The organism is Sulfitobacter sp. TCYB15 (assembly GCF_040435955.1).
GTDB lineage: Bacteria > Pseudomonadota > Alphaproteobacteria > Rhodobacterales > Rhodobacteraceae > Sulfitobacter > Sulfitobacter pontiacus.
The window spans coordinates 1,402,435-1,415,480 of the sequence record NZ_CP159193.1; the positions used below are offsets into that span (position 1 = coordinate 1,402,435).

The following is a 13,046-nucleotide window of genomic DNA, read 5'->3' on the forward strand; positions in this document are numbered from 1 at the left end:
GGCTTACCAATGGCCGGTGTTTTCCATGCTGGCCCAGGGTTCCTGCGGCTCCAGCCGGTCCCCTTCTTGCAGCAATTCGACCGACACATTGTCGGGCGACCGGATGAACGCCATATACCCGTCGCGCGGAGGACGGTTGATCGTGATCCCGTTCTCTTGCAGCATCTTGCAGGTTTCATAAATGTTTTCAACGGTATAGGCGAGGTGCCCGAAATGACGGCTGTCATCGGGCAGCGCATCATCGCCGTCCCAGTTATAGGTCAGCTCCACATCCGCATGGCCGTCGTCCTGCCCGGGAGGGCACATGAAAATCAGCGAAAACCGCCCATCCTCATTGTCGATCCGGCGGCGCTCTTTCAGGCCCAGCAGCTCGTAGAAGGCTTGCGATTTCTCCAGATCCTTGACGCGCACCATCGTGTGCAAATATTTGATCGGCATGGGTTGGCTCCTTTGCTTTCGTCTTCGACCTGCAGGGTAGCACGGCTGGCGGCGGTTGCCAGCGGATGTCAGAATTTTGACTGAAATCCCAATGAGACGGAAAACTCGCTCGTTTCGAACCGGCTGACATTGGATCGCGTCCGTCCGGCGCGTAAAGTCACACTGGGCGCAAACCCCGCATAGTCCACATCGGGTAACATGATGTTAACGTCAGCATAGGTTGCGTAGTCTTGCTTGCCACCGGGGACATCGAAAACCGCAAAATAGGTGTCGTAGTCGGTTTTTCCCAAGGTTAAGCCTGCGTTCACAACCGCCGGACCGATTTGATCGGCGAAGCTATAGCTTAACCGTAGGGACGCGGCTTGCGAGGCATAGTTGACGAAGTCGCTGTCGGTCTCGCGTAGATTAACGGAAACGCCGATACCATCACCCCAAGCGAGCTTGTGTTGGGACCCTACAATCAGGGACACGGTGTTACTGTCAAAGTAACTAATTCGTTCACTAAACCGTTTTTCTAGCGTCGCGCCCATGGAAACCGAAGTCGAAGCAGACAGCTGCCAGCGGCGACCGACGCCAACACGCATGAATGAATAGCTGCGGTCGCCTCCCGACCAGTATTCGCCAAGCGATCCGGTTACATCGGCGCTTCCGCCCGCCGCGCCGACCGCGAAGGACTGCCGAAGTGAAACATCTGCATAGGTTGCTCCGAAATCACTGTTACGTGCTTCAGGTGCCAAATCATGCGACCCGCTATCAAGCGCCACACGTTGTACAAACAGGCGACCCGAAAGATCCGTCCGCGTCTTTTGAGTGCTCCGCAAACGGTACCCGACGACCGCGTCGACGGTACCGACGATACCCGATAGGGCCTGCGCCGATCCGCTGAGCCGCCCGGTAAACGGCAAGCCGTCGATCACCTGCTGTGCGGTGTCAGCACCATTGTTGACATTGCTAGAGGGCTTCACCCCGCCTGTTATAGAAAAGCGAAACGGATTCTCACGCCGCACACGGGCATAGTCACGCGCAAGCTGCTCTTCTATCTCCGGGGTCGGGGCGTTTTGAACGGCACGTCTAAGCCAAAGCTGAGTGAGGGTCGGGTGCCCATCTGCAAAGGTCAGCCGTGCTGCCAGTTCCGCGGCCTGAAACTTCTGTACCCTGTTGTCTGCATAGCGGTAGGCGCGGGCCGCAGACTTTCGCCCATCCGTTCCGTGCCCCATATCTGCATGCGCTGTGGCCAGAACATAGTGCGCATACGCCGAATGCGGGTCCGCGATCAGCAACCCTCGCGCGATCTGCGACGCCAGAGCAGGGCGTTCACCCTTCAGCGCATGGACCGCCAATGATCGGGCCTCTGGCAGGGACAACGCGACCGACTGCTCTGCCGCGACAGGATCACTGTTCAGCAGGCAGAGCCCGGCCACTGCACAGCCGAAGGCGCAATTGGCGAAAGACACGATACAGCCGCTCTATCGCTCGGGCTGATCGCAGATCGCGTCTTCACCGGGTTGGCCACATTGGGTCAGGACAAACGCGCCATACTCGATCGGTGTGCCCGATCCGCCCAGCGCAATGTGGTTCTCGGCGTGGATCACACCAGCAACTTCCGTGGCACCCGTGCCCCCGAAAATACCGCCGTATTCGCCGACCGCGTTGTTAGACTGTGACGCGGTCCCGAAGAAAGTGCCGTCTTCCGCGATGCTAGTGCTGTCCAGCGCGATGTTCTGCGCCTCGAAAGGGGTGGCGGAGTTGGGATCGTAAGCACCGCCTGTATCAAAGTCGGTTACCTTGCGATCATAGATGATCCCTGCAACCGCCGCGTCGGTGAAGTCGCCGGTCAGAACCACTTTGCCCGTCACTTCGGCGGCCTGACGCGACAGGGGGTCGGGGTCAGTCCCGTCTGCAACCGGTGCCAGATCTTCCCCGGACCCGGCTCCGTTCAGCAACCCGATGTAATTCCCCGCATAGGTCACCAGCCCGCCCTCGGATTGCGTGCCCGGTGCGACCGGCGCTGAATACGAGGTGTTGGAATATCCAGCGCCCGAAAAGACCTGCTCGAATTGCCCGCCCGTCATCACCACAGCGGCGCGGGTGCCATCGATGTCCTTCACATACGCGGTGACGTGGCGGTCCAGCGATCCGTCCTGCGCGGTGTAGGCTTCATATCCGTTGCGGTCCAAGCCGGGGCGGCGGCGATAATTGGCGGTGAACTCGCTATCATCTGCGGTGATACCCGTGATCGACAGCGTCTGGGACGCCGGGTCATAACTAAAGCTCTTGAGGTCGTTCGCCAGTTCTTCGGGGATGGCACTGGCACCCGTGCTCCCGTCAGTACCCGTGCCCGTATCTGCCTCCGTCTCGCCGTTAAACGGCGTGCCACTGCCACATGCTGCCAAAAATACGCACAGCGCCAGCGCTGATGTCCCGAATTTCATAACTGTCTGCCTCGAAAATTTCTTGTTGATTGCCGCGACAGTCGCCAATCCTGCGCCCTGCTGTCAACGCTCCACCTTGCCCCACGTGCATTTGCCGACAAAGTGCTACCCAAAAACAATACCGCATATGGCGGTTCCGGTGGCCTGCTGCCGCAGATATAGTAGACCCCGAATCCACGCCCATATGACAGGACGCCCCCCATGCCGATCAGCCCCGACCAACAAGCCGAAATCGACGCTCTGCGGGCAGAGCCGAAACAGACCCTGCGCACCGTCTCCGAAGGGATGGAGTCCCATCTCTACAAGGCCATTCCCGTGCTCGACCACGGCTTTGTGCGCGTCATCGACTATATGGGCGACGATGCGGCGATCTGTCAGGCGGCCCGCGTCAGCTATGGGCGCGGTACGAAATCGGTGCAGAACGACGAAGGGCTGATCCGCTACCTGATGCGCCACTGGCACTCCACCCCCTTCGAGATGTGCGAGATCAAGCTCCACGTCAAACTGCCCGTCTTCGTCGCGCGCCAGTGGATCCGCCACCGCACCGCCAACGTCAACGAATACTCCGCCCGCTATTCGATCCTGGACCGCGAATTCTACATCCCCGAGCCGTCCCATGTGAACGCCCAAAGCGTGGTGAACAATCAGGGCCGCGGCGGTGTTCTTGAAGGGGCAGAGGCCGCCCGTGTGCTCGAAATCCTCAAGTCCGACAGCAACCGCGCCTATGACAATTACGAGGCGATGATCGCCGAAACCGGCCCCGACGGGGAACCGCAGGACGGTCTGGCACGAGAGCTTGCGCGGATGAACCTGCCGTCGAACATCTACACGCAATGGTACTGGAAGGTGGACCTGCACAACCTGTTCCACTTCCTGCGTCTGCGCGCCGATGCCCACGCCCAATACGAGATCCGCGTCTATGCCGATGCCATCTGCAACGTCGTCGCCGACTGGGTCCCCGCCGCCTACCGCGCCTTCGAGGATTACCGTCTAGGTGGCGCGACTATGTCCAATACAGCTATTGAGTGTATCCGCCGGATGGTGAAGGGTGAGGAGGTCACGCAGGAGACCTCTGGCATGAGCAAGGGGGAGTGGCGGGAGTTTATTGGAGTGATTAACACAGATGGAGTTTCAGCAAGGTAAGACTGGGGGGCTCACAAAGCAGGAGAAGTCGATTTCGAAAAAACTCCTGAATGAAGGATGGACGAACCAAGATGTCCAAGCATTCATTAACATGGGGCGTCCAGCAACGGTCAATTTTGCCCGAATAAGCGCTGTTAAGTCGGATCATAAGCAAGCTGTATGTACAGATGAAGAACTTGAATTGTTCAAGGTATTCAAGGAAGCATTCGATCCGAAGACCGGACTGAATCCCTTTCTGCACGAAAGGATAGTCCGGTCGCGCGAGGCTATGATTACCGCAATATCGGTATTCAACAATCCTACGCTGAGTTTTCGTGCTGAAACATTTGCAGTGCTGGCAATTACTGGTTGGACGTATTTGGCTCTTGAATACGCTGAACGGGAGAACCTGCCAACCGTTAGGAAAAATGGGGATGCGATATCCTTGGCAGATTTCCTGAAATTTCCTGAGTGTCCATTCCCTACTGGAGTTAGCGATAACCTGAGGGCAATGATTAAACTTAGAGATTTAGTTGCCCATAAAATCATGGGCCCATATCAAGAAATATGGTTGCCGCTATTTCAAGCGTGCTGTTTCAATTTTGAAAGTCAAATTGTAAGTCTTTTTTCTCGTAGGTTATCTCTCGCCGGAAATCTCTCACTTTCCTTGCAATTCGGAACATTTAATCCCGAGCAACTAATTGAGCTTTCAAAATCGAAATTGCCTAGTGAGATCAAGGCAATCAATTCAGAAATTCTCGAAGGTTTGACTGAAATGCAAAAAGAAGATCAAGCTTTTCAATTTTCGGTTGTTTATACCAAAGTGGCATCTTCGAAAACAAATGCAGCTTACAAGTTTGTGTCGCCAGAGAGTGCCGAAGGGAAGGCGATCCATGATGTACTTGTTAAAATTAAGCCGGGTTCCGAGACGCACCCATACAAGCCAAGTGTCGTCGCGGATCTAGTATCCAAAGCAACTGGAAAGCCTTTCACCGTGAATGATCATACGGAAGCATGGAAAAAACACAAAGTTCGTCCGCCAACTCATGCAGCCGACAAGACCAAAACTAATATCAAGTATTGCTTCTACAATCCGATGTTCCACTACCATTGCTATAATCAAGCTTGGGTCGATAAATTGGTTGGTGAAATCGGAAAGCAAGTCTAAAATCTGCAGTCCATCTTACCTAAACGAGTGTCGGAGGCGTTTTCAGCTGATGTAGTCCCAGCTTACGCTATGAATGCCCAATCTCCGATTGGGCAGCGCCCGAACCGCCCCCACGGGGCGGGCGCTTCGCTTCCACCCCTCGGTTCGGGCGCGGCGGTCCCGATTTAGGTCACCTCATACATCCCCGGCGCATTTCTCGCGAAATCCGCGTTCGACATTTCAATTCTTCCCCCGGAAGGATTGATTGGGGCTGCGCCCCAACCATGCCTCACCCCAACACGAAGCCGGCACTTGTTCGGGCGCGGCGGTCCCTGTTTAGGTCACCTCACACACCTCCGGCGAAATGCTTGCACATTCCGCGTTCGGCCCTTTGACCGGTCCACCGTACACTTCAACCTCAACCAAGCCGAACCAAACCTCACACCAGCGAACGCACGCCACCGCACGCCAGTATAACCAAAAATAAACCAACAATAACAATTACTTAAGTTACCCATGGGTAACCCGAGCCCCGCTCCGCAGCCCGCGCCTCTGCCGGTATGCCGTAGCAGCAACACACCCCTGGGGGGCAAAAAGGCTAGACTTGGCCGCTGACGCGGGGCAAATTAAGGGAAATTGAAAATAACGAGGGATATTATGCGTCTAACAACAGGAATGATGGCCGGATTGGGTCTGATGGGCGCGGTTCTGCTGCCCGCGCAGGTCTCGGCAGAGCCCAAGATCTATGCCTACCCGTCCTCGGCCAACTATTGCCCCGCAGGGCTTCAGCCGATCACCATTTCCGGTGTCATCTGCTGCGGCACGCCGAACACCAGCACCAGCTACCAGCAGATGATGGCGCATCCCGCGCCGAAAAAGCACAAGGTGCGGCACTATACGCCGCGTCCCGTCACCTATTCCTGCGTGCCGGGGGAAAAGGGCTGCCGCTAAGCCGCAGCCCCGCGTGCCTCTGCCCGCATGACGACCAGAAAACCCGGTGTCCCTTGGGCATCGGGCTTTTTTACAGCAGTTCCAGATCCGTCGCCATCTGACGGCCATCGCGGCCCTCGGACATCTCGAAGGACACTTTCTGCTCGTCCGCCAGTCCGGTCAGCCCCGACCGTTCCACCGCAGAGATATGGACAAACACATCCGATCCGCCGCCCTCCGGCGCGATGAATCCGTATCCTTTGGTGGTGTTAAACCATTTGACTGTACCCGTTGGCATTTCTCAACGCTCCTCATTAATCGCTGTCACAGCGTCGAAAAATTGCTTTCGCCGCCTTACGCGATAAAAGGTTGTTCACCCGCGCCGGAAATCAAGAAATTTCGCGCTGCCCGATTATCTTAGGACATATGAAACCCCAAAAAAGTGAGGTGAGAATGCTGATCTACGGTCTGAAAAACTGCGATACCTGCCGCAAGGCGATCAAGGCGCTGCCCGACGCGCAGCTCGTCGACGTGCGCAAGGACGGTGTCCCCGCCGACGTGCTGGCCCGCGCCCACGCGCAATTCGGCGCAGCACTGGTCAACACCCGCTCGACCACATGGCGCGGTCTGGACGACGCGGAACGCGGTGCCGATCCGCTCGAATTGCTCGCGGCCCATCCCGCCTTGATGAAACGCCCCCTGATCGCGGTGGGGGAGGATCTGTTCCTCGGCTGGAACGACGCGACGGAGGCAAAGGTCAAAGCCGCGCAGTAACCCTCAGCGGCGGCGCGCCAGCAAGACGCGATCCAGCGCAACCGGCCCGCCGCCCTTGACCACCAGCACCACCAGCAGCAGCACCCAAAGCCCGCGCTGGTCCAGAATGGTCCCGTCCGGCAGGCGGTCAAACCACTGGCCAAGCGCGCTCCATTGCCCGTGGCCGTACAGATCCGTAAGCGATTGCAGCACCACAAAGCCGATCATCCCCAAGGCTGCAAACCGTGTGAACAGCCCCAGCACGATCAACGCGGGCAGCACGAACTCCGCCAGCGTCCCCGCATAGGCCACCAGCCCGTGCCACGCCGACAGCGCGGTCGCGTCATAGCCCGCCGCCTCGAACGCGCGGGGGAAGATCTGGACATAGGCACCGGTGCTCAGGGTGAACAGACCGTCAAGCTTCGTCAGGCCAGAGGTAAAGAAATACTGCGTCAGCACCGCGGCGAACAAAAAACGCGCCAATGTGGGCAGCAGCCAGTCTTGCGCGGTGATCCAGCCGGTCGCGCGATCGTAAAGGGTGAGAGTCTTCAGCATCTTATCCGCCGTTCTTTGCGCAAAACGCGCCGGTTGCAAAGCACAGGCCCAACGCCGCGCCAAGGTCGAAATCGGGGTGCGTGGCCAGCGCGGTGTCATGGGCCTGATCAAGCGTGGCACCCCCAGCCAAGGCGGCAAACCATGCGCCGCCGCCGGGGGGCAACAGATGCGGGGCGGGGTCGAAGTCGGGACGGGTGATCAACACGTCCTGCGCCTGCATCTGCGGCTTGGGCGCATCCGCCTGCATGTTGAACCGCCAGATGTCATACAGCGGCCAGTCAGAGCGGAGCAACACCGTCGCGGGGGCGGGGGGCAACTGCGCCTGCATCATCGCGTCGGGCGCGATCTGCTGGAAGGCGGCAAGGTCGAAGGGCGCGCTGTCGGCGGCGTGATAGGACCGACGGAGTGCGAGGTCGAGACGGGCGCAATCGGGCAGGTAACCCATCTTTGACAAAGGCGGTTGCGCGGCAAGAAACTGCGGAAAATCAGCGCCATAGTGCATCATTAACGGAGAGCTCGGCGGATGCGCACGCACAAAGGCGGGGGCGATCTGGTCGAAGTTCTGCGTGCCCAGAATCTTGACCACCAAGGGAAAGGCGCTGTGCAGCGCGCCGATCAGCGAATGGGTGACGTTGTTGCGGTAAACGTCATAGCGCGTGTCAGCGGGCGCGCCAGCGGCACCGCGCAGCCCCTCGGGGCGGTCCTGCGTCGGGTCCAGCAGGGGCGTCCGAAACCGGTGCAGCGTGGTCATCGGGCCAGCACATCCGCCGCACGCTCTGCCTCGGCGCGCAGGGTTGGCCAATCGGGCACGTCATTGTCCCATTCCACCAGCACGGGCTTGGGGCCGGTACGGTCCAGCGTATAAGCCAGCAAATCCCAAACGGGGTCGACCACGGGGCGGCTGTGGCTGTCGATCAGCAGCGGCTGGTTGAAACCGACGCTGTCTTCCTCGTGACCGCCGACGTGAAGCTCGCCCACGGCGTTTACCGGATAGGCGTCGATATAGTCGCGCGGGGAGAGGGCGAGGTTTTTCGCTGAAATGAAGACATTGTTGACATCCAGCAATAAACCACAAGAGGTTCGGTGGGTTAACTCGGCTAAAAAGTCAGTTTCAGACAAGGTGGATTCATCAAAGGCGAGGTAGCTGGAGGGATTTTCCAGCAGCATTTGACGCCCGATTGTGTCTTGCACCTGACTGATATGATCCGCCACGCGGGACAGGGTGGCTTCGGTATAGGGGAGGGGCAGCAGGTCGTTCAGGAACTCGCTGTCATGGGTGGACCATGCAAGATGTTCGGAGAAACTGGCAGGGTTTGCCCAGTCACAGAGCTTTTTCAAACGGGCGAGGTGGTCGCGATCCAATGGCATTTCGCCACCGATGCTCAGCCCGACACCATGAACGGAGAGGGCGAATTTTTCGGACAGGGCGCGCAGCTGTGCCAGCGGGCGGCCGCCATCGCCCATGTAGTTCTCTGCATGGATTTCGATCCATTCAACTGGACCAGGATCGTCTTGCAGGTCTTTGAAATGCTGGGGTTTATAGCCGACGCCCGGGCTTGCGGGCAATGTGTCGAAACGGGTGGCACCGTCTGGCATAAGAGGCTCCCTATTCGAGGGGTCGTGTAAAGGGGCCTGCGCGGCGGCATGGGGCGTGCCGCGCAGGCGAAGGGTTTAGGCCGTTAAGGGCTTAGGCTGGCAGGTCGCGGTCCAGCGCTTCGAGAGAGCCCATACGCTCGGACCCGTCGGCCATTGCGGGCAGTTCCATGTCGGCGCAGGTGCCTGCGTCAACCAGTTTCCAGGCGTTGCCTTGGTAGTCGGTGACGGATGTGCCAGCGCATGTGGTGCCCGGGCCTGCGGCGCAGTCATTCTGACCGGCAAGCGCCACGCCGTAGCATTTTTCTTTCGACGCGGCGTTTGCTGCGGTCGAATGTGCGGACAGGGCAGCGGCAACTGCGCCTGCAACGGCGAGTGTTTTCATTGTGTTGGACATTGGTGTTTCCTCCTAAGGTTGGTTGCTTGTCGATAAGGACATTAAGCCGCGTGGGGTGCGACAAAGCTACTCACATCGGAGTGTGTCACGGAGGCGTCAGAAAATCGCCGGTTTTTTTGTAACAATTCGCGAGATTCCAGCGTTGGGAGGCGCAATTTTGAAACATAGTGACATGTTCGGGGCGCAAGTTCGTTGCGCCCCGAGGGGTTTGTTACAGTTTTCAGCCGCGTAAATCGGGCGGTGTGGCTTCGATGCCCAAGGCGTTCGCCACATCCGACAGCGCCTGAACCGAGGTCTGCTTTTCCCCCAGACGGCGGACGGACACGGTTTTCTCTTCGACTTCGCGCGCGCCGACCGCAAGGATCACCGGCACTTTGCCGACCGAATGTTCACGGACCTTGTAGTTGATCTTTTCGTTGCGGATGTCGGCCTCGGCGCGGACGCCTTGCGCCTTGAGCGTGGCGACGACCTCGTGCACGTAATCATCCGCCTCGGAGGTGATGGAGGCGACGACGACCTGACGCGGGGCGAGCCAGAAGGGCAGCTTGCCCGCGTGTTCTTCGATCAGGATGCCGATAAAGCGTTCGAACGACCCCAAGGTGGCGCGGTGCAGCATGACGGGGCGGTGTTTCGCGCCGTCCGATCCGATATAGGTCGCGTCCAGCCGTTCGGGCAGCACGAAGTCCACCTGATGGGTGCCGCATTGCCAGTCACGGCCGATGGCGTCGGTCAGCACAAATTCCAGTTTCGGGCCGTAGAACGCGCCTTCGCCGGGGTTGAGCGTGGGTTCGATGCCTGCCTTGCGGGTGGCCGAGAGCAACGCCGCCTCGGCCTTGTCCCAGACCTCGTCCGAGCCGGAGCGTTTTTCGGGGCGGTCCGAGAATTTGACGCTGAAGTTTTCGAAGCCGAGGTCTTTGTAGATGCCCGACAGGAATTCGATGAACTTGGCGGTTTCGGCTTCGATCTGGTCTTCGGCGCAGAAAATATGGCCGTCGTCCTGTGTAAAGCCGCGCACGCGCATGATCCCGTGGAGCGCGCCCGAGGGTTCATAGCGGTTGCACGATCCGAATTCGGCCATGCGCAGGGGCAGGTCGCGGTAGGATTTCAGACCCTGGTTAAAGATCTGCACGTGGCAGGGGCAGTTCATCGGTTTCAGCGCGTTGACCGATTTCTCGCGGGCGTGTTCCTCGTCCACTTCGACGATGAACATGTGGTCTTGGTATTTCTCCCAGTGGCCGGAGGCTTCCCAGAGTTTACGGTCCACGACCTGCGGTGTGTTCACCTCGACATAGCCGCCGGCGCGTTGCTTGCGGCGCATGTAGTCTTGCAGCTGGGTGTAGATCAGCCAGCCGTTGGCGTGCCAGAAGACCTGACCGGGGGCCTCTTCCTGCATGTGATAAAGGTCCATCTCGCGGCCCAGCTTGCGGTGGTCGCGTTTGGCGGCCTCTTCCAGCATGTTCAGGTGGGCTTTCAGCTTTTCCTTGCCGGTGAAGGCCACGCCGTAGATGCGTTGCAGCATCGCGCGGTCGCTGTCGCCGCGCCAGTAGGCCCCCGCGATGGACATCAGTTTGAAGGCGTCGCCCGGCACCTGCCCGGTATGTTGCAGGTGCGGCCCACGGCAGAGGTCTTGCCAGTCGCCGTGCCAATACATGCGCAGCGGTTCGTCGCCGGGGATGCTGTTGATCAGCTCGACCTTATAGGGTTCGCCGTTGTCCTCGTAATGCTTGATCGCGCGCTCGCGGTCCCAGACTTCGGTCCGGACGGGGTCACGCTTGTTGATGATTTCCTTCATCTTCTTTTCGATCAGGCCAAGGTCTTCGGGGGTGAAGGATTCCTTACGGTCAAAGTCATAGTACCAGCCGTCCTTGATGACGGGGCCGATGGTGACTTTTGTGTCGGGCCAAAGCTCTTGCACGGCGCGGGCCATGATGTGGGCGAGGTCGTGGCGCACCAGCTCGTTCGCTTGGGCTTCGTCGGCCATGGTGTGGATCGCGATGCTGGCGTCCGCGTTGATCGGCCATGCCAGATCGTAATGGGCACCGTCCACGGTGGCGCTGATCGCTTTCTTGCCAAGCGATTTGGAGATGTCGTTCGCCACGTCGCCCGCAGTGATACCTGCGTCGTACTGACGTGCGTTGCCATCGGGAAGGGTGAGGGTGATCTGGGCCATCTGGGCCTCCTCGTCGGTTTGGCGCCTACGAGACGCCCGGTTGCGGGTTATATGCGTCCGGCCTGTTTGGCGTCGGTGGTCTGGCTTGTCAATATCGCGGTGGGGCGCGCGGGCGCGGCGTGTGAAATGGGGCGCTGTCCTTTCCTTGGGGGCGCGGTGCCATAGATAACATCAGATTAAGTGGTAGAGACGGGACGCGAAGACATGCAGGATGATGTGGCGCAGCGGGCGTTTGAGACGCTTTCAGGGGCAGAGGGCGACGCGCAGGACCTGTCGTCCCATGCGCAAGAGGCCGAGGCCCCGAACGCCCTGCGCCATATCGCCAGCCTGACCATGACCAAAGTGGCTGACGGGCTGATTGACCCCAAGCTCATGCTGTCGTGGCTGCTGACGGCGCTTGGTGCGCCTGCGGTCTATGCCGGGGCGCTGGTGCCGATCCGCGAGGCGGGGGCGCTGTTGCCGCAGATCGTCATGGCGGGCTGGGTGCAGGCGATGGCGCGGCGCAAATGGGCGTGGGTCGCGGGATCTGCGGGGCAGGGCATTTTCGCGGCGCTGATCGTGCTGGCGGCGCTCACGTTGGAAGGGTCAGCGGCGGGGCTGGCGATTTGCGCGGCGCTGGCGGGGTTGGCGGTCAGCCGTGCGGCCTGTTCGGTGTCGTATAAGGATATCCTTGGCAAGACCGTGGGCAAGTCGCGGCGCGGGTCGATCACGGGCACGGCGGGGTCTGTCGCCTCTGCCGGGGTGCTGGTGCTGGCGCTCTTGCTGATGTCGGGGTTGGTGCAGGATCGCGGCGTGGTGATCGCGGCCATTGCGCTGGCGGCCGGACTTTGGGGCGGCGCGGCGCTGTTGTTTTCCACGCTGGACGAAGCCCCAAGCGAGGGCGGCAAGGCGACGCCTGCCAGTTTCTCTATCCTGAAGGAGGACGCGAACCTGCGGCGGTTCATTCTGGTGCGCGGGCTGCTGGTCGCCACATCGCTTGCGCCGCCGTATTTTGTGGTGCTGGCGGGGGGCGAGGATCAATCCGCCCTCGGCCAGCTTGGCGCGCTGGTGCTCGCCTCGGCCTTGGCGTCGCTGTTAAGCTCCTACGTCTGGGGTCGGCTGTCGGACCAGTCGAGCCGCCGTGTGCTGATGTTGACCGGCATTGTCGGGGCCTTGGCGATGGTGGGCGCGGTGGCGCTGGCGCTGCTTGGGATGGCGACGCAGATCTGGGCCATGCCGCTGGTGCTGTTCATCCTGATGATCGCCTATCACGGAGTGCGGCAGGGGCGGTCTACCTATCTGGTGGATATGTCGCCCAAGGACCAGCGGTCGGCCTATGCCGCCGTGTCCAACACGGTGATTGGCGGGCTGCTTTTGGTCGCGGGCGTGGCGGGGGGCGGTGCCGCGCTGATCGGGCCGGTGGCGACGCTGGTTCTATTCGCAGTCATGTCCGCAGGGGCCGCGATTGCGGCGCTTGGTCTGCGCGAAGTCGAAGCGGCGGATTGATCGTCGGGGCGGCGGGGCGTATGA

14 protein-coding genes are annotated in these 13,046 nt (G+C 59.9%); 5 read left to right on the plus strand and 9 right to left on the minus strand.

Going from position 1 to position 13,046, the window contains the following annotated elements; genetic code table 11:
* Positions 1–3: 3 nt before the first annotated feature.
* From ABM428_RS06680 to ABM428_RS06690, 3 genes are all read right to left on the minus strand, one after another.
* Complete coding sequence (locus tag ABM428_RS06680) at positions 4–438, minus strand: VOC family protein (protein WP_005852400.1); 435 nt, start codon at positions 436–438, stop codon at positions 4–6.
* A 68-nt stretch (positions 439–506) separates the two neighbouring features.
* The gene (locus tag ABM428_RS06685) at positions 507–1,892 is read right to left on the minus strand and encodes a hypothetical protein (protein ID WP_353628313.1); all 1,386 of its coding nucleotides are present in this window, start codon (positions 1,890–1,892) and stop codon (positions 507–509) included.
* Positions 1,893–1,904: 12 nt separating this feature from the next.
* Positions 1,905–2,870: a thymidylate synthase gene (locus ABM428_RS06690; RefSeq protein ID WP_353628314.1), complete on the minus strand. Its 966-nt coding sequence runs from the start codon at positions 2,868–2,870 to the stop codon at positions 1,905–1,907.
* Between the two features lie 201 nt (positions 2,871–3,071).
* Between ABM428_RS06690 and thyX the strand changes: the two genes are divergently transcribed.
* The 3 genes from thyX to ABM428_RS06705 all read left to right on the plus strand — a co-directional run bounded on the left by thyX (position 3,072) and on the right by ABM428_RS06705 (position 6,090).
* Positions 3,072–4,013 (plus strand): FAD-dependent thymidylate synthase, encoded by a 942-nt coding sequence (gene thyX / locus ABM428_RS06695; protein WP_353628315.1) that lies wholly within the window; start codon positions 3,072–3,074, stop codon positions 4,011–4,013.
* Positions 3,994–5,160: a DUF3644 domain-containing protein gene (locus ABM428_RS06700; RefSeq protein ID WP_353628316.1), complete on the plus strand. Its 1,167-nt coding sequence runs from the start codon at positions 3,994–3,996 to the stop codon at positions 5,158–5,160. Before thyX ends, ABM428_RS06700 begins: the two co-directional genes overlap by 20 nt.
* A gap of 636 nt (positions 5,161–5,796) precedes the next feature.
* Positions 5,797–6,090, plus strand: a complete 294-nt coding sequence (locus ABM428_RS06705) for a hypothetical protein (protein ID WP_235183766.1) — start codon at positions 5,797–5,799, stop codon at positions 6,088–6,090.
* A 70-nt stretch (positions 6,091–6,160) separates the two neighbouring features.
* Here ABM428_RS06705 and ABM428_RS06710 read toward each other — a convergent pair whose 3' ends face one another.
* A complete protein-coding gene (locus ABM428_RS06710) occupies positions 6,161–6,367 on the minus strand; it encodes a cold-shock protein (protein WP_005852411.1) in 207 nt (68 codons plus the stop codon).
* A 155-nt stretch (positions 6,368–6,522) separates the two neighbouring features.
* Between ABM428_RS06710 and ABM428_RS06715 the strand changes: the two genes are divergently transcribed.
* Positions 6,523–6,843: an arsenate reductase family protein gene (locus ABM428_RS06715; protein WP_289085910.1), complete on the plus strand. Its 321-nt coding sequence runs from the start codon at positions 6,523–6,525 to the stop codon at positions 6,841–6,843.
* Positions 6,844–6,846: 3 nt separating this feature from the next.
* Here the strand turns inward: ABM428_RS06715 and ABM428_RS06720 are convergent, their stop codons facing one another.
* The 5 genes from ABM428_RS06720 to thrS all read right to left on the minus strand — a co-directional run bounded on the left by ABM428_RS06720 (position 6,847) and on the right by thrS (position 11,537).
* The gene (locus ABM428_RS06720; protein ID WP_132996877.1) at positions 6,847–7,377 is read right to left on the minus strand and encodes a DoxX family protein; all 531 of its coding nucleotides are present in this window, start codon (positions 7,375–7,377) and stop codon (positions 6,847–6,849) included.
* Between the two features lies 1 nt (position 7,378).
* Positions 7,379–8,128 carry a DNA-binding domain-containing protein gene (locus tag ABM428_RS06725; protein WP_037963054.1) on the minus strand — a complete coding sequence of 250 codons (750 nt, stop codon included), beginning with the start codon at positions 8,126–8,128 and terminating at the stop codon, positions 7,379–7,381.
* Positions 8,125–8,973 carry a DUF692 family multinuclear iron-containing protein gene (locus ABM428_RS06730; protein ID WP_005852420.1) on the minus strand — a complete coding sequence of 283 codons (849 nt, stop codon included), beginning with the start codon at positions 8,971–8,973 and terminating at the stop codon, positions 8,125–8,127. Before ABM428_RS06730 ends, ABM428_RS06725 begins: the two co-directional genes overlap by 4 nt.
* 91 nt (positions 8,974–9,064) lie before the next feature.
* Positions 9,065–9,367 carry a DUF2282 domain-containing protein gene (locus tag ABM428_RS06735; protein ID WP_005852422.1) on the minus strand — a complete coding sequence of 101 codons (303 nt, stop codon included), beginning with the start codon at positions 9,365–9,367 and terminating at the stop codon, positions 9,065–9,067.
* A 220-nt stretch (positions 9,368–9,587) separates the two neighbouring features.
* Positions 9,588–11,537: a threonine--tRNA ligase gene (thrS, locus tag ABM428_RS06740; protein WP_009826554.1), complete on the minus strand. Its 1,950-nt coding sequence runs from the start codon at positions 11,535–11,537 to the stop codon at positions 9,588–9,590.
* 204 nt (positions 11,538–11,741) lie between these two features.
* Here thrS and ABM428_RS06745 point away from each other — a divergent pair, with 204 nt between their 5' ends.
* A complete protein-coding gene (locus ABM428_RS06745; protein WP_353628317.1) occupies positions 11,742–13,022 on the plus strand; it encodes an MFS transporter in 1,281 nt (426 codons plus the stop codon).
* Positions 13,023–13,046: the final 24 nt, after the last annotated feature.